At 63.2% G+C, this 24,398-nt stretch carries 14 protein-coding genes and 1 tRNA gene; 11 read left to right on the forward strand and 4 right to left on the reverse strand.

Annotated features, from left to right (window positions below; genetic code table 11):
* The first annotated feature begins 11 nt into the window (after positions 1-11).
* The 7 genes from lspA (at position 12) to RDU24_RS01610 (ending at position 3,712) form a co-directional block, all read left to right on the forward strand.
* Entirely contained in the window at positions 12-527 is a 516-nt protein-coding gene (gene lspA, locus RDU24_RS01580) for a signal peptidase II (RefSeq protein WP_308733970.1), read from the forward strand.
* A 21-nt stretch (positions 528-548) separates the two neighbouring features.
* Positions 549-773: a PLD nuclease N-terminal domain-containing protein gene (locus RDU24_RS01585; protein WP_308733971.1), complete on the forward strand. Its 225-nt coding sequence runs from the start codon at positions 549-551 to the stop codon at positions 771-773.
* Complete coding sequence (locus tag RDU24_RS01590; protein ID WP_308733972.1) at positions 770-1,696, forward strand: tetratricopeptide repeat protein; 927 nt, start codon at positions 770-772, stop codon at positions 1,694-1,696. Before RDU24_RS01585 ends, RDU24_RS01590 begins: the two co-directional genes overlap by 4 nt.
* Positions 1,697-1,732: 36 nt before the next feature.
* Positions 1,733-2,176: an NIL domain-containing protein gene (locus RDU24_RS01595; protein ID WP_308733973.1), complete on the forward strand. Its 444-nt coding sequence runs from the start codon at positions 1,733-1,735 to the stop codon at positions 2,174-2,176.
* A gap of 22 nt (positions 2,177-2,198) precedes the next feature.
* Positions 2,199-2,933, forward strand: a complete 735-nt coding sequence (locus RDU24_RS01600; protein ID WP_308733974.1) for a protein phosphatase CheZ — start codon at positions 2,199-2,201, stop codon at positions 2,931-2,933.
* A gap of 68 nt (positions 2,934-3,001) precedes the next feature.
* Positions 3,002-3,078 (forward strand) — tRNA-Arg (locus tag RDU24_RS01605).
* A gap of 142 nt (positions 3,079-3,220) precedes the next feature.
* Positions 3,221-3,712 (forward strand): superoxide dismutase family protein, encoded by a 492-nt coding sequence (locus RDU24_RS01610; protein WP_308734148.1) that lies wholly within the window; start codon positions 3,221-3,223, stop codon positions 3,710-3,712.
* A 69-nt stretch (positions 3,713-3,781) separates the two neighbouring features.
* Here the strand turns inward: RDU24_RS01610 and RDU24_RS01615 are convergent, their stop codons facing one another.
* Complete coding sequence (locus RDU24_RS01615) at positions 3,782-5,593, reverse strand: methyl-accepting chemotaxis protein (RefSeq protein WP_308733975.1); 1,812 nt, start codon at positions 5,591-5,593, stop codon at positions 3,782-3,784.
* Positions 5,594-5,719: 126 nt separating this feature from the next.
* Between RDU24_RS01615 and RDU24_RS01620 the strand changes: the two genes are divergently transcribed.
* From RDU24_RS01620 to RDU24_RS01635, 4 genes are read left to right on the forward strand one after another with little or no spacing between them, the layout of a single operon-like run.
* A complete protein-coding gene (locus tag RDU24_RS01620) occupies positions 5,720-9,427 on the forward strand; it encodes a hypothetical protein (protein WP_308733976.1) in 3,708 nt (1,235 codons plus the stop codon).
* Positions 9,424-10,017, forward strand: a complete 594-nt coding sequence (locus RDU24_RS01625) for a DUF1318 domain-containing protein (protein WP_308733977.1) — start codon at positions 9,424-9,426, stop codon at positions 10,015-10,017. Before RDU24_RS01620 ends, RDU24_RS01625 begins: the two co-directional genes overlap by 4 nt.
* Complete coding sequence (locus tag RDU24_RS01630; RefSeq protein WP_308733978.1) at positions 10,014-18,605, forward strand: CHAT domain-containing protein; 8,592 nt, start codon at positions 10,014-10,016, stop codon at positions 18,603-18,605. Before RDU24_RS01625 ends, RDU24_RS01630 begins: the two co-directional genes overlap by 4 nt.
* A 49-nt stretch (positions 18,606-18,654) precedes the next feature.
* A complete protein-coding gene (locus RDU24_RS01635; RefSeq protein WP_308733979.1) occupies positions 18,655-19,869 on the forward strand; it encodes a M48 family metalloprotease in 1,215 nt (404 codons plus the stop codon).
* Between the two features lie 9 nt (positions 19,870-19,878).
* Here RDU24_RS01635 and RDU24_RS01640 read toward each other — a convergent pair whose 3' ends face one another.
* The 3 genes from RDU24_RS01640 to RDU24_RS01650 are packed head-to-tail and all read right to left on the reverse strand — an operon-like array spanning position 19,879 to position 24,340.
* Positions 19,879-20,466 carry a hypothetical protein gene (locus tag RDU24_RS01640; RefSeq protein ID WP_308733980.1) on the reverse strand — a complete coding sequence of 196 codons (588 nt, stop codon included), beginning with the start codon at positions 20,464-20,466 and terminating at the stop codon, positions 19,879-19,881.
* Positions 20,467-20,504: 38 nt separating this feature from the next.
* Positions 20,505-22,679: a RelA/SpoT family protein gene (locus RDU24_RS01645; protein ID WP_308733981.1), complete on the reverse strand. Its 2,175-nt coding sequence runs from the start codon at positions 22,677-22,679 to the stop codon at positions 20,505-20,507.
* A complete protein-coding gene (locus tag RDU24_RS01650; protein ID WP_308733982.1) occupies positions 22,679-24,340 on the reverse strand; it encodes a peptide-binding protein in 1,662 nt (553 codons plus the stop codon). Before RDU24_RS01650 ends, RDU24_RS01645 begins: the two co-directional genes overlap by 1 nt.
* Between the last annotated feature and the right edge of the window lie 58 nt (positions 24,341-24,398).

The raw sequence follows: 24,398 nt of genomic DNA on the forward strand, positions 1-24,398 counted from the left end.
GAGTTTCCGGCATGGACCAGCGCCTCAAGACGGCGGCGCTCCTGGCCGCAGCCATCATCGTGCCAGACCAGATCACCAAAGCGGTGATCCAGCAGAAATACGCCCTGTGGGCCTCGGATACAGTGATTCCAGGGTTCTTCAACATCGTGCACGTGCTGAACAAAGGCGCGGCGTTCGGTTTCCTGAACCAGCCCGACACCGATTGGCAGACCGGATTCTTCGTGGCCGTGACCATCGCCGCTGTCGGCTTCATCTATTATCTGCTGAAGACCGCTGACGCTGGCGATCGCTTTTTCATCTGGGGCCTGGGCCTTGTCCTTGGCGGCGCGCTCGGCAACCTCATCGACCGCCTGCGCACCGGGCTCGTGGTCGACTTTCTGGACTTCTACATCGGGCCGTACCACTGGCCAGCCTTCAACGTTGCGGACATCGCCATCACCTGTGGAGCTTTTGCGGTGCTCATGTCCATGTACATGCAGAACAAACGCGAAAGACCCCCCAAAAACAGGCGCACAAGCGCGCCCTAGTCTGCGCCCAAGGGAGCGAACATGTTTTTTTCATCGCCTCAGCTCACGACCATGCATTGGGTCGCCATCCTGTTCGGCGGAGCCCTGTTCGTGGGACTTACCTGCTACAGCATCTACGACGCCCTGCGTCGAGACTTCGGCTCCACCAACGCCAAGCTTGCCTGGGTGCAGCTTTCCGTGCTTGTTCCCTTTTTTGGCGGACTGGCGTATCTTATCTTTGGAAGAAAAAGAGGGAGAAAGATATGAAGACATTCAGCTGCCGTAACGCGCTGCTCAGCCTTGTTTGCGCCGGACTCCTCGGAGGATGCGCCAGCAAGAGCGACATGGAGACCCTCCAGAACCAAGCCTATCGTGACCGCCAGGAGAGCCGCAAGACCATTCAGCGCCTTGAGGAAGAGCTTGCCAAGAGCCAGGAGGTACTTCGCGAAGACATCCAGAAATCGACCTCCCCGGTGCAGGCCCGCCAGGCCAACACCTGGGCCGAGCTTGAAGCCTTGCGCGTGCAGGTCGCCAAGCAGCAGGAAAAGCTCGAAACTCTGACCATGAAGTTCAACGCGCTGACCAGCGCACAGGGCGAAGGCCCCAGCCTGGCCGACACCGTTCGCGACGTTCAGAACATCAAGGTCGCGCTACAGAGCCAGTTCGGCCTGGAGCTCGACTCCACCCCGACAGCCGCTGTCGCTGCCGCTCCGGCGGATGCAGCTGTTGCCACTGCCGACAAGGCCAAGGCGGCCACCAAGACCGAGACCGCGAAGCCCAAGGCAGCGGAAGAACCCAAGGCCGATCCCAAGACCAACACCGCCGACGCATTGTTCGCCAAGGCCGAAGCCGCCTTCAAGGCCAAGAAGTACGAGGAGGCGAGCCAGTATTACTCGGAGTTCGCCACGGCCTTCAAGAAGCACCCCAACACCTCACAGGCCGTGTTCTGGGTTGGCGAATGCGCGTACAACCTGCAGGACTACGGCAAGGCCGTGCTGGCCTACCAGGAAGTCATCGAGAAGTACCCGCGCAGCACCAAGTACAAGCCCGCTGTGCTCAAGCAGGGCATGGCCTTTTTCAAGATCGGCAAGGACAAGGCCGGCCGGGCCGTTTTGCAGGACCTGATCGACCGCTTCCCTAAGGACCCCGAGGCCACCGTCGCCAAAAAGTTTCTCAAGGAGCACAAGTAGCCCCGGTTTCGTGCCGGGCCTTGTTTGGAGCGCAGCATGACTGAAGAAGCCAACGGTTTCCGCAAGATCGTCTACCTGTCCTTCCCGCCGGAGGCTTCCAACCGGCCTGTGGTCTGCAACCTTGCCCTGCTGTTCAACTTGAGCTTCAACATCCTCAAGGCGGACATCAGCCCCAGGCACGAAGGCTCGCTCACTCTTGAGCTCGCCGGGCGCGAGGTGGACTACCACAAGGGCATCTCCTACCTGAAACAGAACGGGGTCAAAATTACTCCGGCGTCCCAAAAGATATTCCGCGACGAGGAGTTGTGCATGCACTGCGGCCTGTGCACGTCGCTTTGCCCAACCAAGGCCTTAAGCGTGAACCTCGAAAACCGTATCGTTGAATTCGACGTAGAGCGGTGCTCGGCCTGCGGCATGTGCACCCGCGTCTGCCCTGTGCGGGCCATGATCGTTGACATGAACGAGAACGACCTGCGCTGATTGCTTTCTGGAGGCTTGCATTATGGACGAAGCAAAACTCTCCCATGAACTCATGCAACGCGTGGCCGACCAGATTACGGCTGAATTGCGCGAGACCTTGAGCGTTACGGTGGAGCGCGAGATCAACAAGATTCTCTCCAGTGCGCTCGTCGAGGGAGAATTCTATCGTCGCGTCAACGAGGACCTGCAGAAAGGCTTCAAAGAGATCTACCAGGAAATCAAGCACGCCAAGACCGGAAACGGCAACTCGCAGCCTGTGCTGAACGAAGACCCCAACGAGCTCTTCAGCCAGGCATCCAACCAGCTGGATGCCATAATGCAGACGACCGAAACGGCGACGGTCAAGATCATCGACACCATCGAAAACCTGCAGACCCTCTCCGACACCCTCGCCCGCATCGTCAAATCCTTTGAAAAGGGCGGCGTGTCCAAAGCCGAGCGCGAACAGTTAAGCGACATCAACTCCAGCCTGAGCCAGGATCTCATGTCCATAATGACGACCTTGAGCTTTCAGGACCTGACGGGCCAACGCATCAAGATAATCATTGAAACCATTAAAAAGATTGAGAAAATTGTCCTTGATGTCTACATGACCACGGGGCTAATGATCAAGGCGCACACCGAGGCGCCGGACACCAAGGCCGATTTCAGCCGCCTGCAGGCACAGGCCAAGAACAAGCTTTCTGAATTGCAGGGTCCTCAACTAGACAGCAGCCAGGGTTCGGTGGATGATCTTTTGGCCAGCATGGGCCTCTAGCAGGGCCGGTATCGCCTTTGGTTTCGCCTTGACAGCGGCTGGCCGACACTGTAGCCATTCACCCTCGCGGGCAATTAGCTCAGTTGGATAGAGCGTTGGCCTCCGGAGCCAAAGGTCGGGCGTTCGAGCCGCCCATTGCCCACCATTTTCAGGCCGCCCCACAGGCGGCCTTTTTCATGTCAAACCGGCGTGTTCAAGGCGGTCTCCGTGGCAGCCATTATCTCGGCGCTTCGCGCCCCTTCGCAGAACGACCTAATATGACGGGAGGACTCATGCGCGAGAGTATCATGATCGCTGTCTTGGCAATCTCTGTCTCAGCGTGCGCCTTCAAAGCGCCCAGCGCGGAAGCGGTCCTCAAACCGACTCGAGGCAACACCGCCAGCGGCACCTTGAGTTTTGAGCAACAAGGCGGCAGCGTGTTCATCAAGGGTCAATTTGCAGGGCTCACCCCCGGAGCGCACGGGTTCTCCATACACGCCAAGGGCGATTGCACCGCCGCGGATGCCTCCAGCGCCGGTGGGCACTTCAACCCTTTCGGCAAACGCCATGGCTCGCCCTCCATGCCGAACCACCACGCCGGGGATCTGCCCATGCTTGTGGCCGGGACCAACGGCAAGGCGCAGTTCCAGGCGCTCATGGACGGGATCAGCCTTGAGGACAGCCCGAACGGAATTCTTGGGCGTAGCGTCATCATCCACGCCAAGCCAGACGACTTCACCACGCAACCAGGCGGAAACTCTGGGCCAAACGTTGCCTGTGGCGTCATCCAAGCGCGTTGAGGCAGATCACCGCAAATGAAAAGGGCCCCGGCACGCCGGAGCCCTTTTGATTTGTGTACTGACAAAGGATCAGCCTCGTGCGGTCCCCGACGAAGCCTTTCCAAGGTTGATGTCAGCGGCCAGAACACCTGCGATGGCGCCATCGGGGCTGAGGATCGGCGTGGACACGGTGATGCAGTTTTCACCCGTTGCACTCGACAAGTAGACATCCGAAACGATGGTTCCACGCATTTCCACCGGCTGGCGGAACCAGGCCCGCGTCCCCCAGTTCTTGCCCACGGCGCTGCCGTCCACGACGATGCCGGAGTCTCCGCGTCCGATGTTGGACACGATCTGCCGCCCGTCGGCATCCGTAATGTACAAAAGTTCAAAGGACGGGTTGAGCTTGAGCGTCTCGCGCATGGCCTGTTCCTGTTCATCACGGCGCATGGAGCGCACGGAAGGCTGCGTTGCCATATCCTCCAGAATATGCTGAATGCTGCCGCCGCCGATGAGCTGGAACACGGCGTTCATGGCCTCCAGCTCCACAACACGCTCAAGCAGCAGGTCCACCGCCAGTGATGCATTTTGCGCCCCCTCGTAGCTCGCTTCCGAAATGCCGCTCACCTGCCGAACGATGCGGCTGATCCGCTCTCCTGTCGCGGCCTGGCTGCGGGTGTCTTGGGCGATTTCGCTGATATGCGCTGCAGAACTGCCTGACAACTCAACAATTTCGCGCAGGGCGTCACCGGAGCTCTTGGCCAGCGCAACAGCCTGGTCGACACGCTGCGAGGTCTCCTGCATGTCGCGCCCGGTGCGCTCCACCCCATCCTGAATGCCCTTGATGTGGTCCGCCACGTCACGGGTCGCATTCATGGTCTTTTCAGCAAGCTTTCGCACCTCATCGGCCACAACAGCGAAGCCGCGACCGGCATCGCCAGCGCGAGCGGCCTCGATCGCGGCGTTCAAGGCCAGCAGGTTTGTCTGGTCGGCAATATCGCTGATGACCTCCATGATGCGTTCCACGTCACGGGCCTGGCTGCCCAGGTCGCGCACAACCTCGGCAAGGTCCTCGGCCTTGCGTTCCACCAGGCGGATTGACTGGACGGTTTCGTCAACAACCTTGGCCCCGCCAAGAGCACGATCACGCGCCGACTGGGCCTGGATTACAGCGCGGTCAGAGCCGTTCTGCATTTGCGAAAATGCGCTGTCCAATCCGTCCATTGCCTGCACCGCCTCGGCCACCAGCCGCTGCTGATCCTTGGCGCCATTACCGGCAGACTTTGACAAGGTGCGCAGGTTGTCGCTTGAACCGTGAATACCCTCAATGGCAACACCAAGAGTCCGTGCGGCAGACAAGAGTCCGTCGCGACGGGACGCCTCGGAACTCTCACGAATGAACACTGCTTCTTGCCGCGCCACATTCAGAGCCTTCTCCTGGTCCGCGAGCAACGCGCGCAGTTCAGCTTCGGTCTTTGCCGCCGCTTCCAACCGGTCGAGCGCTGCGTAAAGAGTTTGCTCAAACATGACAGAACTGTCGCCCGTTGCCGACAGTTGGCCAATGCCTGTGAACAATTTTGAAGAAGACAATTTTGCACGGATCGACAACGATAAGGCACTATCATTACGGGCGGTTAAGATTGACACAACGACCAACACCATACCGCTCGCCACGAGCAGCACCCCCATGCCGAGGCTAAAATCCAGGGCAATGGTTTGCAAAAACGTTAACTTTGAAACACCGGCAGCAACGTCGTCCTTGCCTGGCGCGGCTGCAACCACAAAGCCGGTGAGCACACACAACGCACCGATTACATTAGAAATTATCAACTTTGACCGAACGCCCATATTCATGACTGCTCCTTCAAGCGTAAAACGATTGCCAGCGCTAAAGCAAATCATGGACCATCGGTGCAGGGAAGATTATTATGTTGCAAGCGGTGTATCGTTCTTGCAAAATGATTCATGAATCAGGTTGGAAGCAAAACGCAGCCAGTCAAAACCTGAGACGATACTTTTGGAGTCCAGATGTCCGAGCAACGGCAAGACCAGCAAAGCTTCTTCCTCAAACGCAAGTGGTTGCGACGCCTGCTGTTTTGCCTTGCTGCAATTGCCGCACTTCTCGTTGCCGTCGTGCTTGCCATACCGGCCATGGTCAGTTCAGACTGGGCGCGGAACAAGGTGGAGCAGGCGCTCAGCGCCTCGACCGGCAAGGACGCGACCGTGCGTCAGCTCTCTTTCGGCTGGTCTGAGGGTCTGAACGTCGGTGGCCTGAATGTCGGGCAGGGCGGACTGGACGATGAGGCTTTCCTGTGCTCGCTTGAGACCCTGAGTGTGAAGTTCGACTTTCTTAAAGCCCTGCGCAAGGATATGCACCTGACTGTGTCCGTCTCCGGCCTGCGCCTGCGCCAGATCGTTGAGCCCACACCCCCACACGCTGAACCCCAGCCAACTGAACTTCCCAAGCCCCTGCCGAAGCTGCTCAGGGACAGCCTTTCTGCGCTGCGCCAAGGCCTCAAGCCAAGCCCCAGGAGTGGTGATGCGCATATCCTGGTAGATGTTTCGGACATCGAGGCACGACTGATATTCGTCGCCGACAACAGCACCCTCGACATCCGCGACGTGACCTTTCGCTTGAGTGTCCCCGGGCTCGCAAACGGCCCGGTACGACTCAATGCTGGTTTCAAGACGCTGCTTAATGGAAAGGAGCTGGCCCCGCTGAAGCTGGAGGCGCTGCTTGAGGGCCTCGTGGATGAAACCGGGCAGCTGAACCCGGCCCAAGCTCGCCTCAAGGCCAATGCCGAAGCGCCTGGCGTGGCTCTGCTGGCCCTGGGCAGCGTGGGCAAGGGCTTCAAGACCGACCTTCGCGTTGACTTGCGCAAACTTGCGCCCCTGCTGAAGCCCTTTGTCGGGTCAGCGCTCCCAGATGTCTCCGGTGCGCTGGCCATCGGGCTGACGGCTGCGCAACCAGACACGGACCATCTCAACCTTGGGCTTGTCGCTTTTGTTGATTCCTTGCGTGCCGCAGGCGGGCCGCTCGGTCCCAAGAGCGCTGGCCCTTTCGCCATGAACCTGCTGCAGGAGGCGAGCGTTGACCTCAAGACAGGCGCCATACAGCTGCCGGGCAAGCTTCGCCTGCTGAACAAAAGCACTGCAGACTGGCAGGGCGAGGTCACAGGCCTCAACGAAAGCCAACCCAAGCTGAACCTGAACGTCCACCCCATCCACCTGCAGCTCGACGAGTTGATGAACGCCGCACGCGCCTGGATTCCCCCCGGCATCAGCATTGCCGCCGCAACCCTGGACATTCAGAGCATGGTGCTCCAGGCCGCGTTGCCCACGAACGCCGGGGGCAAGCTCCAGGCACTAGCGTCCTTGAAAGACCTCAACCTTGAGGCCAAAAACGTTACCCGCACGTCCGGGCAAGAACGCCTGAGCATCGCACGTTCACAACTTGTCCTTGAGACCGCTCAGGTCGAACTGCCGGGCAAGGCTCCCGGGCAGCTTTCAGCCAAAGCGATGGTGACCGTTGAAGGCCTGCGCCAGCAGGGCAAGACGCCAGTGAGCGTGAAGCGCATGGCGCTGACGCACCTTGCCGCCAGGGTCGACGGTCTTGCCCAGGATTCGGCGGGATTGTTCGGCGTGCTTGGAGCTGCTGCCCTGGACATCACGGGAGAGGTCCAGGGCATCGACATCCCCAAAATGGCGCAGGTGCCCTCGCTGAAGCACACAGTTACCCTCCGCGCGGACCTGCCCGCCACGAAGTCCGCCACAGCCCGCCTTGAGGCACTGACTCTGGACGCACCACGTCTGCGCGTGCTCCTGCCCGGCAAGCGCCCGGTCGATACTCCCCTTGCCCTGCATCTCAGCGTACCGGACATCAGCCTTTCCGATTCCTCGCCCATGGAGGTCGGCATCGCAGATGCCAAGCTGACCCTTGAGCTCGGGCAGGCCCTGCGTTTGCTGACCACTTCAAGCATGCAGGGAAAAGCGGTGCGCAGCTCCGGCACCATGACCTTGGACGTGCAACGCTTGCTGGCCTTGGCCACGCCACTGCTTCCGAGCAAGGCGCAAGGCTCGGGCGGTGTCGCGCTGGACTGGAAACTGTCCGCCGTCCTGCCGCAACCCCAGGGGCCGGTGCAGCAGCCGGTAAAACTCTCCAAGACCCTTGCGCGGCTTGATTTCCTGAAAGAGTTGGAAGCGGTGTTGACCCTTACCGACGTCAACCTGGACTGGCCCAAGGCAGGGACGGCCCAGGCCGGTGGCGGAAAGCCAGGCGACGTTCTGCGCTTGCGCTCGCTCAGCACCCCAAAGCCCCTGCGTGTGAACACTTCCGGTGGCCTGCGCGAGTCGAGCCTGCGTGGTTCACTGGCTTTTGGGCCGTTGGACGAACTCCCCGGAGTCGGGGCGTTGGCCAAGCCACTGCGCGGGCTCGTGACCGTCAACGCCGCGCAGCAAGGTCTTCGTTCGCTCCAACTCTCTGAGATTCTGCACACGGACGGCCTTGAACTTGACCAGAGCCTGAACATCGCCCTGGATCGCCTGGACCAGGTGCTGGACCGTGACAAAGACAGATTCGCCGCCATCCTGGAGCACGTGGACGGCACCATCAGCTTCGCCGCCAAGACCGGACTGGCGACCCTGTCCGCCCAGGCGGGCAAGGCCCAGGCCGCACAGAAGCTCTCCGGCAAGGGCAACCTCGAGGCAGGATTCGACGCGAAGCTCTCCAGCGGCCGAAGCCTTGCCCTGTCCGCGCGCCTGCTGAGCCCCGGGCTTGACCTGAACCTTGGGCCGAACCTGGCCATTAGCGGCCTGACCAGTTCCCTGCGCCTGAACAAGCGCTATGCCCTCCAGCCCGGCCTGCGATGCGCCGGACCAAGCCACGAAGTGCTGCAGCCCCTTTCCGAGCAGGTCTTCGACCTGTTCCCGTCCTCCACCCCAAGCAGCAACTTTGCCGATGACGACAACGCAGTGGCGCACGCACGCCTAAGCGAGTTCCAGGCCGGTGGCGGGAGCCTCGGCTTCAGCCGCATGAAGCTCAAGTCCGGCTCGCTGCCGCTGGCTCTCCACGATGTCTTTCTGCGCCTGGACACCAGCGGCCCGCTCCCTGCCTTGCGCTCTTTTCGCGCGGGCCTGTTGGGCGGAAACATGCTGGGCAGCCTCCAGGTCAAGGGCGCTCGGGGCGACTACGCCCTGGCGGCCGACCTGAGCTTCACGGGCATCGATCCGTCACGGTTCTTCCCCGGCAAGGCCGCCAAGGACCTTGGCGACAAGGCCGAGACGGCAGGCCGCGTGAGCGTGACCCTGCCCCTGACGCCCGACGCGGAAGCCCTGCTGCAACGCATCGGCCTGCGCGCGGACATCACCAAGATCGGCCCGCGCACCCTGGAGCGCATGCTCTATGCGCTCGATCCCGACGAGCAGAACGAGACCATCGTGCAACAGCGCCGCCTCATGGACATCGGCTATCCGCGCTTCGTGAACCTGGGATTGGCGTACGGCAACCTGAGCCTGTCCGGCGCGGTGGAGGTCAAGGGTTTCCAGTTGGACCTGCCGCGCATCGACCGTTTGCCCGTCGGGAACCTCCCCATTGGCACACAACTCAAAAAGGCACTGGCGCCCATGCCCAAGCTCATCAAGACCCTGGACGCAGTCTCGTCCAACAGCCTCTGCCGTGACCCAGCAGGGTCGCTCAAGGTTTCCGGCAACAACGATCAAGAAGGAGTCGCACCATGAAACGATTGATCCTGACGACCTCCCTCGTGGCACTGGCCACCCTGTCCGGCTGCACCCTTGCCGAGGTCAAGGTCAACGTCGCCAGCGAACGAACCTCCCTTGAGAACCAGATCCTCGGCTCGTACAATTCCCTGTCCGAGGAGACGCTGCTCGTGGCCTCGGTGCGCGGAGTGGATCCACTCGGCCGCATCCAGACCCCGCCACGCAAGAGCCGGGAACAGCAGGACGCCATCACCGCCATGCAGGTCACAAGCTTCCATGCGGACGACGTGGACGCCTTCAAGCGCCTGGGCTGGGTGGGCGAGGACAACAAGGGCCTGCTCACCGGCTTCCCGCTCACCAGGGACAACGCCCCGGACGACCTCAAGGATTTCGCCGCGCGCTACCAGCAGAATGAATTCAATGCGGTTCTGGCCGAGGTCAACCGCGCTCGCGACACCATCATGCGTCGGGCCATCGAGACCAACGCCTCCCTCACCCAGGCCGACTTGCCCAAGGTGCGGGGCGTGTTCGCGAAGCTCAACGAAGACACGGCAAAACCCGGGGAGAAGGTGCAGACCCCTGACGGCGCCTGGACGGTGAAGAAATGAACGCGCGACCCTTCCGACAACTTTACCGGCAGATTTTAGCGGGATCCTGCCTGGCGCTGGCCCTGCTGCCTTGGCCAGCCACGGCTGCCACCCCGAAGGCGACTCCGGCGGCTGTGCCCCAAACCCAGCTTGACCAGTCGGCCAAGGCACTGTCCGAAGAGGCATTGCGCGCCACGGGGAAACGCCTTGCGCCGCGTCGCGTCGAGGTCAATCGCCCCGTGCAGGTCACGTTCGAGACCGGAGCCGTGCAGCATCTGGACATCACGCCTGATGGAAAGTGGCTGGCCTACACTCGCCAGAGCAACGGCTACAGCGAGCTTTGGGTGCGCGGCTTGGGTGACGGCCTCACCGGCCTGCCCAGACGACTGGCCCCGGCACTGGCCGACCGCCTTTCCCCTGCGCTTTCGCCCGACGGCCGACGTATCGCCTTCGTCGGCATGGAGGACGATGTCAAAGGCGACATCTACCTCCTTGACCTGGCCAATCCCCAGGCTCAAGCACAAAAGCTGACGGGCCGCGCCACCGAGGACCGCTCGCCCTGCTTCAGACCGGACGGCAAGAGCCTGTACTTCCAACAGCGCGACGAGGGCGAGCCAAAGCGTCGCATCGTTGCCCTGGAACTCGCCAACCTTTCGTCCGCCCCGCGCGCCCTCGACACTGACGGCGACGCCGCCCAGCCCACCCTTTCGCCTGATGGACGCCGGCTTGCCTTCGTCTCGGCGCGCACGGGCGTCAGCGCCGTGTACGTCATGAACCTGGCCTCCGGCGCAGCAGCCGGACTTCCGCAAAAGCTCACCACGGACGTCCTGCCCCAGGCCTATCCGCGCTTCACGCCCGATGGCATGACCGTGCTGTTCACCACCGCCCCGGTCTTTGGCGTGACTTCGGACCAGGGCGGCATCCAGACCGTCATCGCACGCGCACCAGTGCCAGCAGATGCCGGTCAAAGCAGCAAGCCTGAAGACCTGACCTCGGCCCAGGGGGCTGACCTTTCCCCGGTCATGGCCGCGGGCAGGCTGTTCTTCCTGGCCTCGCGCGCCCTTGGAAACACCATCCCGTCCAATGTGTTCAGCCTCCCGCCAGAGGGCGAGATACCAGACAAGTCCTCCGCGGAGCTGATGACACTCGCCGAAACGCTGGCCAGCCAGTTGCCCGTTGATCGGCACCTGACCATCCTGGCCTTGGGCAAGGCCGCGCGGACTTCAGGCTACCGCGGCGACATCGCCGCCAAGGCTCTCCTCGGAATGGGGCGGCAGTATGAAAGCCTCGGGCTTGAGACCCCTGCTCGGCAGGCTTTCGATGCCGCTTCGGCGCTTGATGTGCAGCCCGAGTCGGGCTTTGCCCACATCCGCAGCCTGCTCCTCGGCGTGGCCGAGGATACCCGCCAGGCTCTGAACGACAAGGGCAGGCGCGCGGCGTTGCAGGCGGGGCTGAAGGCCCTTTCGGGCATTGCCGCCAAGCCGGCCGATACCCCCGCGCAATCGCGCGTGCAGGCCCAGGCCCGCCTGGAACAGGCCCGGCTGCTGCAAAGCGCCGGGGACTCCAAGTCCATGGCCGAGGCCATCCGCCTCCTCGATGCGCAACTCGCCGTGCGGGGCATCGCGCCGGAACAGGCTGCCGAGGCGCTCTTCCTCAAGGCCGAGACCTTTGGGCGCATCGGCCAGGTGCAGGCAGTGCTCCCCATCCATGCCCAGGTCATCCGCGACTACCCGGACAATGGCCCCTGGGCCGACATGGCCGTCTCGCGCGTGCTGGACCGCACCGTGGAGGCCGCCGGACCGAAACCTGAAGCCCAGGCCCAGGCCCTGCTTCTCTTGTCGGGCCAGCATCGCCTGGACCTGCCCAAGCTCTCACTCGGCGCTTTGAACCGGTTGGGGGATGTGTATTACGCCTCGGACGAATGGTCCAAGGCCAAGGACGCATACCGCCAGGCCCTGGACAATGCCAACGCATGGCAGAAGCAGTCTCCGCAGAACGCCTCGCAGGTGGCCACGCAGGTTGCCGCCGCCCGGCTCGCCCTGGCGGAGATACTCTACCGCGAGGAACGCTTCCATCAGGCGCTTGATCTCTACGAGAGCGAAATGGCCTCGCGCCCCTTCGAGGACCGCCTGTACCGCCTGGCCAAGACAGCGCACCTGCGCAAGTCGACAGCGGCGGGCGACTATCTGCTGCGCATCGGCGAGGTGCCCTCGGCCCGGGCGATCTTCGCCGGGCTCCTGCGTGACGACCCGGACTTCGTGCCCGCCCACAGGGGCATGATCCGCGCGGCGGCGGCGCTCAAGACCATCCCCGCCACCCTGGCGGAATACAGGCAGAAGCTGTCCGCCAAGCCGGACGACGCCACCCTGCTCTACGCCACGGGCCTCACCCTGACCTATGAGAACGGCAAGGCGCCGCTCCTTGAGGCGCGCGACCTCATCAGCCGGGCCATCCAGAAGAATGGCCAGGTGGAGTACTTCCACCAGACCCTGGGCTACATCGACGAGGTGCTGGAGACGGTTCATGGTGAACGCGGGCGGCTGGAAGCGGCGCTGGAGTCCTATCAGCGCGCGCGTTTCCTCAACAGCCGCGAGCAGAACCCGGAAAACGCCGCCAACCTCGACATGAACATCGGCAACATCCACTTCCTGCTGGGCCAGTATGCCCAGGCCTTTGAGGAGTATGGCAAGCGCCAGGACTCCAAGGTGCCTTTCGACAACCCGGAAACCGAGATCCTGTTCTATCAGCGATTCGGCACTTCCGCCTTCCAGGCCCGCGAGCGCGACAAGCCAAGCCTCGCGTTTGCCAAGTCCCTGGAGCTTGTCGAGCAGCGCATCCAGCCAAAGTACGCCTCCGAGGTCTTTGGCCGTATCAACAAGTTCGTGTTCGACCGCGTGCTCACACTTGCCCTGGGCCACGCAGACTTGGCCGAGAAGGCCAAGACTCTGGCCACGCGCCAGTCCGAGCTGAACAACCGGCTCTTCGAGGCCAGCATCAAGCCCGCCGGACCGCCGCCTGACCCGGCCTTTGGCGTGTACGTCAAGGCAGTGCAGGAGCTCTTGTCCGAGCAGGAGCGGATCATCGGCGAGTTGCCGCCGCTGATGCAAAAGGACCGCGAGGCGTCCATGCAGACGCTCTTCGTCATGGCGGGAAAGGTGCGCGAGGCCCTGGGCTTTCCGCCCCGGTTCGTGCAACTGCGCGCGGAATTGTACGACCGCCTGGGGCTTGCGCATCAAGAGGCCGGTCGCTGGCACGAGGCCAGAGAGGCCTTTGAAAAGGCGCTCGTCATGAACACGTCCCTGGGCCTCAACCAGAACCTCACGGCCAACCAGCGATCCGTTGCCTACTGCGCGTACATGGAGGCGGGACTGACCACGGGCCTTGATCGCGACAAGCTGCTTGCTACCGCCGAAGCCGGCTTCCGCCGCATCCCGGAGTTGGTGAGCAAGTATGGCGTGGCCGACAAGAAGGGCGGCAGGGCCGGCAAGGGACTGATCAACATCGACCTGGACGTGAGCCTGGACAAGTCCACGGCTTCCCAGGCCGCATACGGGTTCAGCGCCGAGCAGGAGCTGCGCCTGGCTGAGACGTTCCTGGCGCGCATCGCCACCGAGCGCGGCCGCCCGCGTGAAGCCCTCGGGCTGGTCGAACGCCAATCCACCGCCTTCGAGAAGGGCTCCGTCGCGCCACAGGACACCTTTGGCGCGGCCCTGCTGCTGCACCGCGCCGGCATGCTGGAAGCCTCTCTCGGCAGCGAGCCGCAGGCCTTTGAGCGTTTCCGGCGCTCCGCAGAGCTGTCGCTGGAGATGAAGAATCCTGTCAGCGCCTCGCTGAACGTCATCGACATGGCCGCAACCCTGTTGCGGATGCCCTTTGATTCCAAGGAATTTGCGCTACGCCTGAACGAACTGCGCCGTGTGGAGGCCCTCGTCGCCGAGGGCTTGCGGCATAAGCTGCCCGGTGGCGATTCCCTGTCCGCACCGGCCTTCCAGAACATCATGGCCGCGCAAAACATGGCCCTGGCGGAGCGCCTGCCCGTCACCGACGCACTCAGCGCGGCACGGCGCATGGAACTGCTGGCACGCTCCGGCCAGCGGCTTGCCGAGGGCCTGTCCTGGTTCAAGAACAGCCTACCCGCTGGCAACCGCCGCGCACTTGCTCTCAACGCCGCCTTGCACCTGAACCAGGCCGAGCTTGCCTTGCGCCTGGGTGAAGACGACGTTCGCGCCGAGCAGCTGAACGCAGCCCTGGTCCTGGCCGATGAAGGCCTGCTGCCGGGCTTGCGTTGGCGCGCATTGGCAGGCCTCGGGCGCCTCAAGGAAGCCCTTGGCGTCGTGCAGGCCCTGCCGCTGGACGAGGCCTCCTGCGGCGCTGGCGAGATCACCGGAGCTTTTGCGCCCCTGGTGGCAGCGCTGGTGGACGCCGGTAAGGCCGAAGACGCATACAACCTGACCGAGCGCCTGTCTGAACTGGAACGCGTGGGCCGCATGGGTCGGCTCGGCGTGGCGCAGCCAACCCAGGCAGAATCCCAGCTCTTGCGGCGCACCGCGCTGAGACTGCTGGCCATCCGCGACCTCAAAGCCCGTATTACAGCCACCAAGGGCGATGACCGCGTCGACCTCTCGCGCCGGTTGAGCCAGGAGGAAGAGATCCTCCAGCGCGACCTTGGCCTGGACCGCGAGTCCCTTCCCGGCGTGGCCCGTCTGGGCAACAGCGTCGCCGAGCAGGACTGGCTGACCATCCTGCACGGCTTGTCGCTTGAGGCTTCGGCCGCTGCCGACTCCGCCGCGAGCGGCTCCGCCGAGCAGCGATCCCGTCACGCCCAGTTGATGACGCGTCTTGGCGCGCTCAAGGCCGAGGCCGGGAAATCCATCGGCAGGCTGGACGCGCCTGGAGCCTTGGGCCTGTATCTAGCCGCGCCGAGCGAGGCCATCGACCTCATGGAGAACCTGCCGAAGAACACCAGCACGCTACGCGTCGTTGCCCTGCCTTCGCCTCGCCGGGATGCGATGCGCTGGGTGGGCCTGCGCCTGGACGCCGATTCCGTTCGTTCCGTGGCCCTTGGCAGCGGCCCTCGCCCGACGCTTCCAGCCGTTGCTCCAGGGGAACAGCGCCTGCTGGCCTTCGAGGATCCGGGATTCATCGCATCGGATGACTTGCGCACGGCCCAAGCCGGAGCCTTGAGCGGCACGCATCTGGTTCGCTCGTTCAAAGCGCGCAAGCCCTTCCGCAAGAACCTGGTCTTCATCACCGGCTCGGCCCAGGCCGCATCAATCGGCTTCAAGGGCTTTGACACAAAGTCCGTGGCATCTTCCGCCGCCGGCTTGCGGCAATCTCTGGCCCAGGCCCACACCGTGGTTGCGGAGACCCCAGCCCGCCTGTCGCAGTCTGCGCCCAGCCGTCAGGATGAGCTGCCGGTGCGATTCCTGGCGTTGACCCCGGCCAAGGGAGAGCCGCTGCCGCTGACCGGCCTGGCCACGGCCATGCAGGATGTCTCCCTTGCCGTGCTGACCCAGGTCCCTGCGGAGAGCCTGCCGCTTGTCGTGCATCTCCTGTCCCTCTACGGCGTGCCCTCGGTGCTGGCCGCACAGGAAGCGGACGCCAGCGGCAAGGGGTTCACCACCTCCTTCCTGACAGCCTACGCCGAGGATTCGGCGGCCAACGCCCGCGCCAAGGCGCATGCCTCGGGCAAGGACACCGCTTCCTGGCTGCTCCTGGGCGATCCGGGGCTAAACGTCGCTCAGGCCGGCGCCTTCGCCGCCACCCAGTTTGCCCGCTACGTGCGCTCCGGCATGGAAGACTTCAAGTCGGGACGCCATGCCCAGGCGTTGTCCCTGTTCGAAAACGCCCTGCGCGTAGCCCGGTCGTCGACCCAATTCAGCAAGCACTTGCCTGACCTCTTGTCATACTGCCGCGAGAGCGCCTACGCCTCCGACCAGTTCGACAAGTCCCTGGCCTATGCCAAGGAGCTTGCGGCCCTGGTGGCCAAGTCCAGCCCGGACACCCCGGCCCACGCCGAGGCCTTGCTGCGGCTCGGCCTGGTCTACGCCAGGCTGGAGCAGTATTCCCAGGCCATCACGGCCGTGCAGCAATCGACGGACATGCTCGCCAATCTCGAGTTGGCGCCAAAGGAGATCGAGGCCTTGGCGAGCCTTGGCGCGGTGCTTGAAAACGCCATCCAGTACGACAACGCGCTCAAGCGCTTCGAGGGTGCGGCCAAGCTGTCCAAAAAGACCGGCTCCAAGGAACTTGTTGCCAAACAGTACCTGAGCATCGGCCGCATTCACGACCTGCGGCTCTCGCAATACGCCCAGGCCCGCGAGGCCTACGGCGAGGCCCTCTCCATCTACACCAGTCTCGGCCGCAAGGCGGACATGGCCCAGGCCATGCTCGACATAGGCCGCTGCGCGAGACTCATCGGCAACTTCACAGAGGCTGAGACCCGCTACGCCGAGGCCCTCAAGCTCATCGCCGCCGACAAAGCGCAGGAACGCCTGCGCGCGCGCATCCTCATCGAGCAGGCCAACAACGCCTGGCAGCAGGCGCGGTTCCAGCAGGCCTTCGACCTTCAGCGGCAGGTGCTCAAGTCCGCCGAGAAGAACGGCTGGGTACTTGAGCAGGTCATCGCCCGCAACACCGCCGGACTCCTGTGGTGGAGCCTGGGCGACCACAACCGCGCCGTGCGAGAGCTTGACGCGGCCCTGCCCCTGGCCCAGTCCCTGCGCATCCGCAAGGACGAGGTCGCCACCACCCTGAACAACCGTGGCTTGGTCGAACGCGACATGGGCCGCTACCCGCTGGCGCTCAAGACCCTGGGCGAGGCACTCGCCATTGACCGCGAGATACGCTCGCGCTGGGCCATCGCCTACGACCTGCGCAACATCGCCCAAACTTACGTGCGCATGGGCGACCCGAGGAAAGCGCTGCCGCTGCTGGACGAGGCGCTCGCCATCGTCTCGGCCACAGGAAACCGCATCAACCAGACCAAGATCCTGCTGGCCCAGGGCGAGGCGCTGCTTGCCCTTGGCAACGACGACAAGGCCAAGGCCGCCTTTACGCAGGCCGATGGATTGTCCCGCGAAATGGGGCTGCGAGACAGCCAGTGGCGCGCGCTGCACGGGCTCGCACGGCTGGACATTGCCGCGGGCAAGCGCCAGGAGGCCAAGGACCTGCTGCAAAAGGCCGTCGATGTCATCGAGGGCATGCGCGCCGAGCTCAAGGTGGACCAGCTGAAGGACGGCTTCATCGCCGACAAGGCCGTGGTCTACGAGGACCTGGTGACGCTGCTGGCCGATATGGGCGAGGTGGCCGAGAGCTTCCGCACGGCAGAACGCTCCCGCGCCCGCAACCTCATCGACCTCCTGGGCAACAAGCGCAGAAGCCCACAACACAAGGAAGACCAGGCGCTCTACGAGCGCATTAACGCCGTGCGCTCGGCCCTGCGAGAGCAGGAATCGCTGCTGGCCCAAGCACAGGGCAAGAACGAGCGGGAGGTTTACGCCAAGGGCGTGAAGCGCCTGCAGGACGACTACCGCGACATCCTGCTGGAACTCCAGGCCAACCGGCCGGACATCGCCAGCCTTGTCAGCGTCAATCCGCTCACCCTGGCCGACGTGCAGAGGATGCTCGAACCCGGCGTGGCGCTTTTGACCTACTACGTCACCGCCAACGAAATCCTCTGCTGGACCGTGGACCGCGACCGCGTGGAACTGACGCGCACGCGCCTGGGCCGCGACACCCTTGGCCAGATGATCCTGACCTATCGACGCATGCTGCAGAATCTGGAGCCTGTGGAGGCACACTCGAAGGAACTCCATGCGCTGCTGCTCGCCCCTGTGTTGCCGAAGCTCAACGGCGTGAAGGTTCTCGGCATCATCCCCCACGACAGCCTGCACACCCTGGCCTTCGCCACGCTCTCTGACGGCGATTCGAACCTGCTGGACCGCTACCCATTGTTCCAGCTGCCCAGCGCCAGCGTGTTCAAGTTCACGCTGGAACGGCGCAAGGCCGAGCGCAACACCAAGGTGCTCGCCGTCGGCAACCCGGACCTGCACGACCAGTCGCTAGAGTTGCCGTTCGCCGAGCGCGAGGTGGGCTCGCTGGCCTGGAACTACCCGAACATGACAGCATTGACGCGCGAGAAGGCCACCAAGAGCTGGATATCCGAGCACATCAGCGACTTCGGCATCATCCACCTGGCCACCCACGGCGAGTTCGACCCCGTGAACCCGCTGTTCTCGGCACTCAAGCTGGTGAGCGACAAGAAGGACAAGGACGGCGACCTGGACGCCGCTGAAATCTTCGACCTGAAGATCTCGGCGGACCTGATCGTGCTCTCGGCCTGCCAGACGGGTCTCGGCAAGGTCACCAGCGGCGACGAGGTTCAAGGCCTGAACCAGGCCTTCCTGTATGCCGGTACCCACGCGCTGGTATCGAGCCTGTGGCGGGTGAGCGACATCTCCACTGCCATGCTGATGAAGCAGTTCTATCGCGAGTACCAGTCACGCCCGAAGGCCGAAAGCCTGCGTCGGGCCATGCTGCACGTGAAGAACCGTTTCCCGCACCCGGGCTATTGGGGCGCGTTCACCTTGAGCGGCGACTACAAGTAACTTGAGGAATATAGCTGACATGCGTGCAAGACTCTGCTCAACATGGCTGATGGCGATCTGTCTGCTTGCTTTGTCTGCCGGGCAGGTTCTGGCCGCGCAGGCTGGGGGGGCCGTCCTGTGGACCGCCTCGGACAGGACGCCGCTCAGATCGGATCGCTCCGGCGTGGCCGCGACGCTCAAGGACTTGCCGCGCGGTACTCCCGTGCGACAGTTGCAAAACGAGGGCGCCTGGCTGCTCGTGGAAGAACCGGGCGGCGTCAAGGGCTGGGCCTACCAGGGACATCTGGAGGCCTCGCGGCCTTTGCCCACCAGTGTCGACCTCTTTGCGCCGCTGCCTGGCAGCATCGTGCTGGCCGAGACAGCGGACACAAGCCGCAGCTCGCGCTCTGTCCAGCCGGAGCGCAACAAGGACAATGAGGCCTTGTGGTCTGTTCTGGAGCTGCCGCTTTCCCGTCAGAACCTGGAGGACTTCCTGCGCGAAGGGGGCATCGGAGAGTACTCGCAGGCGACGCCGCACAGCAACGGCGGCCCACTCAAGCTCCCTGCGCTCAAACCAGCAGCCCCGCCGGGCGGAGACGCCGAGCGCCTTCTCGGGCTGAACCTTGCCGTCACGGTGACGCGCAAGGTGGCCAAGCCGGCCTTCGGTACGCAGTTGCAACGCTATGTCAATCTGGTGGGTTTGAGCGTGGCGCGTTTCGCACCCGGCAACGCCCTGAGCTATCGTTTCATCGTACTGGACAGCCCTGCGCCGATGTCCTTGAGCCTGCCTGGAGGCTTTGTCATGATCAGCACGGGCCTCGTCAAGTCGCTGGACAACGAGGCCCAGTTGGCGCTGGTGCTGGCGCACGAGGCTGCGCACGCCTCTCTCGCCCATGGCTGGGCCAGGGCCAAGGCGACGCAGTTCTTCCGCTCAGGCCTTGGCATGACCGATGATGGCGTGAAATCGCCGTTGTTCGGGCAGATGCAGGACGAGTTGCTGAAGCAGTTGTTGCGCCACGGCACGGACCAGAAGCAGGAATATGACGCAGACGCCGCAGCCGTGCAGATGGCCTATCGCGCCGGCTACGACCCCATGCAATTGATCGCCGCGCTCCATAACGTGGACCGCGCGTCGGACGGCGCCGTGCTGAGTTCTAGCGCCAGATGGAGCGACCTGCACCCGCCTTTACAGATGCGCATGAACAGAATCCAGGCGCTTTTGGCGCGGTTGCCCATGCAGGACGGACTGGCGCTGGCAACGCAACGTTTCCAGGCCAACATCTAGGCCAAGCAGCTAGAACTTCATGTTCTTGGCGTCCTCGATGGCCTTGAGCGCATCGGGCGGGATGTCCTTTTCAGTGGCCGGGCCGCTGGAAGGATAATCCTTGTTGCCGATGCGAACCGTGCCGCCCTTGTTGACGACCGTGCCGACGCTGGATTTGATCTTTCCCTTTTCAACGCCCTCGGCGGCCTCGCGCTTCAAGGCCTCCTTCTCGGCCTGGGCCTCGGCCTTGGCGGCGGCCTTGAGGGCTTCCTTCTCCGCCTTGAGCTGAGCCTTCAGCGCCTGCTTCTCGCGCTCGCGCTCGGCCTTGGCGGCGGCTTTGGCGGCGGCCTTTTCGGTGTCGGCGGCCGGATCGTGCGGAACCAGGGCCACCTTGCCGTCGCGGATGATCACGTCCATGCCGGGCTTGTACTTTTGCTCCTGCAGGACACCGTCCAAGTAGATTTTGTCACCCTCGATGACCACGCTGTTCACACTGCCCTTGCCGGTTTTCCAGTCGCCCACCACCACGTTGGTCACGTCGTCCGCCGCAATGGCGGACACGCCTGAGGCCAACAACAGGGCTAAGGCAACCAGAATGCTTCGAAACTTGCGGTGCATGGGAACCTCCTTCGCGCCATCGCGCGGAATGGGGCGCCTTAGGAAACGCGGACAGCCTCGGTAACGGACTCCACAAGCCGGATCTTGTCCAGCACGCCGTAGAGCTGATGCAGGTCCTTCACCTCAACGGTGAACTCCATCAGCGCGTTGCCGTCCACGTTGGACTGGAACGAGCCGGACTGGATGTTCACGTCGTCGCTGGTCAAAAGCGCCGTCACCTGGGAAAGCGCCCCCTTGAAGTTGCGGCAGACGATGCGGATTTTCGAAGGATAGGGCTTGTCCTCCACGCCTTCCCAACTGACGGAGATGACGCGGTCGGTCTCGAAGCCCTTGATGTTGGTGCAGTCGAGGGAATGGATGGTCACCCCGCGGCCACGGGTAATGTAGCCCACGATGGGCTCGCCGGGCAGGGGGTTGCAGCAACTGGCGAAACGGAAGAGCACGTCGTCCACGCCGGAGAGCTTGATGCCTTCGCCCTTCTTTGTTTTGGCGGGCTCTGCCTGCTGTTCGGGTTGCTCCGTTCCCTTGCGCTGGTCCTCGGCAATCTTTTCGGCCAGCTTTTCGCCGGGGTGGAGCATGGCGTAAAGCTTCTGGAGCACCTTGCGCGGGGTCAGGCGCGCATAGCCCACCTGGGAGAGCAGCTCGTCCACGCTGGGCAGGGAGAACTCCTCGGCCAGCTTATGGATATGGCCGTCCTTCAAGGCCTTGGCGTAATTCACACCGAGCTTGCGGCCCTCCTTCTCCAGCATCTCCTTGGCCAGGCTGATGCTGCGGGCGCGCTCCTCGGTGCGGATGTACTGCTTGATGCGCGTCTTGGCCCGAGCGGTCTTGACGAATTTGAGCCAGTCGCGGCTGGGGTTGCGGTGGTTGTCGGTGATGATCTCCACGCGGTCGCCGTTCTTGAGCGCCGTGCCGAGCGGCACCAGGCGGCCATTGACCTTGGCCCCGGCGCAGTGGTCGCCGACGACGGAGTGCACGGCGTAGGCGAAGTCCACAGGAGTAGCGCCCTCGGGGAGTTCCTTGATGTCGCCGCGGGGGGTGAAGACGTACACCTCGTCCTGAAACAGGTCGATACGCAACGAGGCCATGAACTCGCGCGGGTCCTGCAGGTCGCGCTGCCAGTCGAGGATCTGTCGCAGCCAGGTGAAGCGCTCGGCGTCGCGGTTGCTGCCCTTTTTGCCCTTTTCCTTGTACTGCCAGTGGGCGGCCACGCCGTACTCCGCGACGCGGTTCATCTCCTCGGTGCGAATTTGTATCTCGATGCGCTCCCCGTCCGGCCCGATGACCGTGGTGTGCACGCTCTGGTACATGTTGGCCTTGGGGATGGAGATGTAGTCCTTGAAGCGGCCGGTGACCGGCTTCCAGATGGAGTGGATGAGGCCGAGCACGGCGTAGCAGTCCTTCAAGCTGCCCACGATGATGCGGAAGGCGATGAGGTCGAAGATCTGATCCAGGCCAAGGTTCTGCTGCAGCATTTTGTTATAGATGCTGTAGAGGTGCTTGGTGCGACCGGCCACGCGGCCCTTGATGGAGTTCTCCTTCAGCATGTCGCTGATCAGGCCCGTGACCTTGTCGATGTACTCCTGCCCGGAGGTGCGATGGCGGGCAACGCCCTGGTCTATCTGCTCGTACACGTCGGGCTTCAGGTACTTGAGGCAGAGGTCCTCCAACTCCCGCTTGGTGCGATGAAGGCCCAGGCGGTTGGCCAGCGGCGCATAGATTTCAAGGGTCTCCTGTGAGATAAGCCGCTGTTTCACAGAGGGCTGAAAGTCCAGGGTGCGCATGTTGTGCAGGCGGTCGGCCAGCTTGACCATGAGCACGCGGATGTCTTCAGCCATGGCCAGGATCATCTTGCGAATGTTCTCGGCCTGGGCCACGGCCTTGGACTCAAACTGCATCTTGCTGATCTTCGTCACACCATCGACGATGTCGGCAACTTCCTCGCCGAAGAGCTCCTCGATCTCGTCGATGGTGGTGCGGGTATCCTCCACCGTGTCGTGCAGAAGTCCGGCGGTGACGGTGGCCTCGTCGAGCTTCATGTCCGCCAGGATGCTGGCCACGCTCATGGGGTGCGAAAGGTACGGCTCGCCGGACAGGCGCGTCTGCCCCACATGGGCCTGCGCCGTGAAGATGTAGGCCTTCTGGATCAGCTCCAGGTCGGGCTTTTCGATGTAGGAAGCCACCTTGTCGGTGATCTCATTGATGCGGATCATTATTGTGTCAGCTCCGGGCCTTGCTTGGCCTCGTTAATCCACCAGCGGATGAAGTTATAGGCGATGCCTGCGGGCGCGGGCTCGATGCCCTGCACGCGCGCGTGAACCATGGGCAGCGCCATGGGGACGTAGAGGAAGCAGTAGGGCTGATCCTCGTGAAAAATCTCCTGAACTCGATCATATATGGGCTTGCGCTTCTTTTGGTCAAGAAGCCTCCGCCCGCGTTCAAGCAGTTCATCAAGTTCCGGGTTCTTGTAGCCCACGAAATTGAGGCCGCCCGGCACGGCCTTGGACGAATGCCAAACGTCGAAGAGGTCCGGGTCCTGCACGATGTTCCAGCCGAGGATGATGGCGTCGAAGCGCCCCTTGTCCACGAATTCCTTGACGAACGCGGCCCACTCAACCGTGCGGATCTCGACCTTTATGCCCAGCGCGGCAAGCCTGCTCTGGACGATGATGGCTGTCTTGATGCGCTGGCTGTTGCCCTGGTTGGTCAGGATGGTGAAGGCGAAGGGCCGACCGTCCGGGTCCACCAGAGGGCCGTCCGGCGTGCGGCGCGTCCACCCGGCCTCGGCAAGCAACCGCTTGGCCTTGGCAGGATCGTACTCGTTGGCGGGAATGGCGGCGTTGTAAGCCCAGGTGCCGGGCTTGTAGGGTCCGTTCGCCGCCTGCCCCAGGCCGGAGAGCACACCGCGCACGATCTCGTCCTTGTTCAACGCATGATTGATGGCCCGGCGCACCCGCACGTCGGAGAAGAGTCGGCTTTTCAGATTATAGCCCAGATAGGTGTAGGCCGAAGCAACGTACTTGAACTTGCGGAAGTTCGCCGCCCAGTCTTGGCCGTCGGTCTGATACAAATACTGCTGCGGCGAGAGGTTGATCTCGTCCAGGTTGCCGCTTTTCAGCTCCATGAACTGGGTGGACTGGTCCGGAATGACGCGCATGACCACTTCGTCGATGTAGGCGCGCCCCTCGAAATAGTCGGGGTTGGCCACCAGCACGAGGCGATCTCCCGTGGTCCAGCTTTTGAGCATGTAGGGCCCCGCGCCGACGGGCTTGCGTGAGAGCGGCGTCTTCAAGAGGTCCTGCCCTTCCAGCAGGTGCCGGGGCAGGATGGAACTGGCCCAGGTGACCAGGGCTCTCGCAAAGGGCTTGTCGTAGCGTACCTCGAAAGAATACTCGCCAGTAAGCTTGAACTCCTTCACCGCCAGAAAATCCTCGGCATAGGCGGTGGGGGTCTTGGGGTCGATCATGAGCCTGTAGGTGAACTCCACGTCGCGCGCGGTGAGCGGCTTGCCGTCGGTCCAGCGGATGCCCGTCTTGAGGGTGAAGCGCAAGAGCCGACCATCCTCTAGAATTTCAAATGATTCCGCTGCGAGGGGCACGAGGTTGATGTTCTTGTCGTACTTGAGAAGGCTGACGTAGATGAGATCGGCGACCTCGTGCGAGGCCGAGTCCGTGGCCAGCGGCGGAATCAGATTGCTCGGTTCGCCGATGGTGGCCTCAACCAGTCGCCCACCGGGCTTGGGGTCGCCTGCAGGCGCTGAAACCTGGACTGGCTTTGCGGATGACGAAACTGTAGGTGCGCGCCCGTCCCCGCCCTGACCGCAACCGGCCAGCAGCAGCACCAAAACAAGCGCCAGTGTTCGTATTCCAGGCATCATCAATCCTCTTGCCAAATCCGGCAACCTTGCGCATATACTGACCGAAGCGCCGCTG

The organism is Humidesulfovibrio sp., assembly GCF_031082295.1.
Taxonomy (GTDB): Bacteria; Desulfobacterota; Desulfovibrionia; order Desulfovibrionales; family Desulfovibrionaceae; genus Humidesulfovibrio.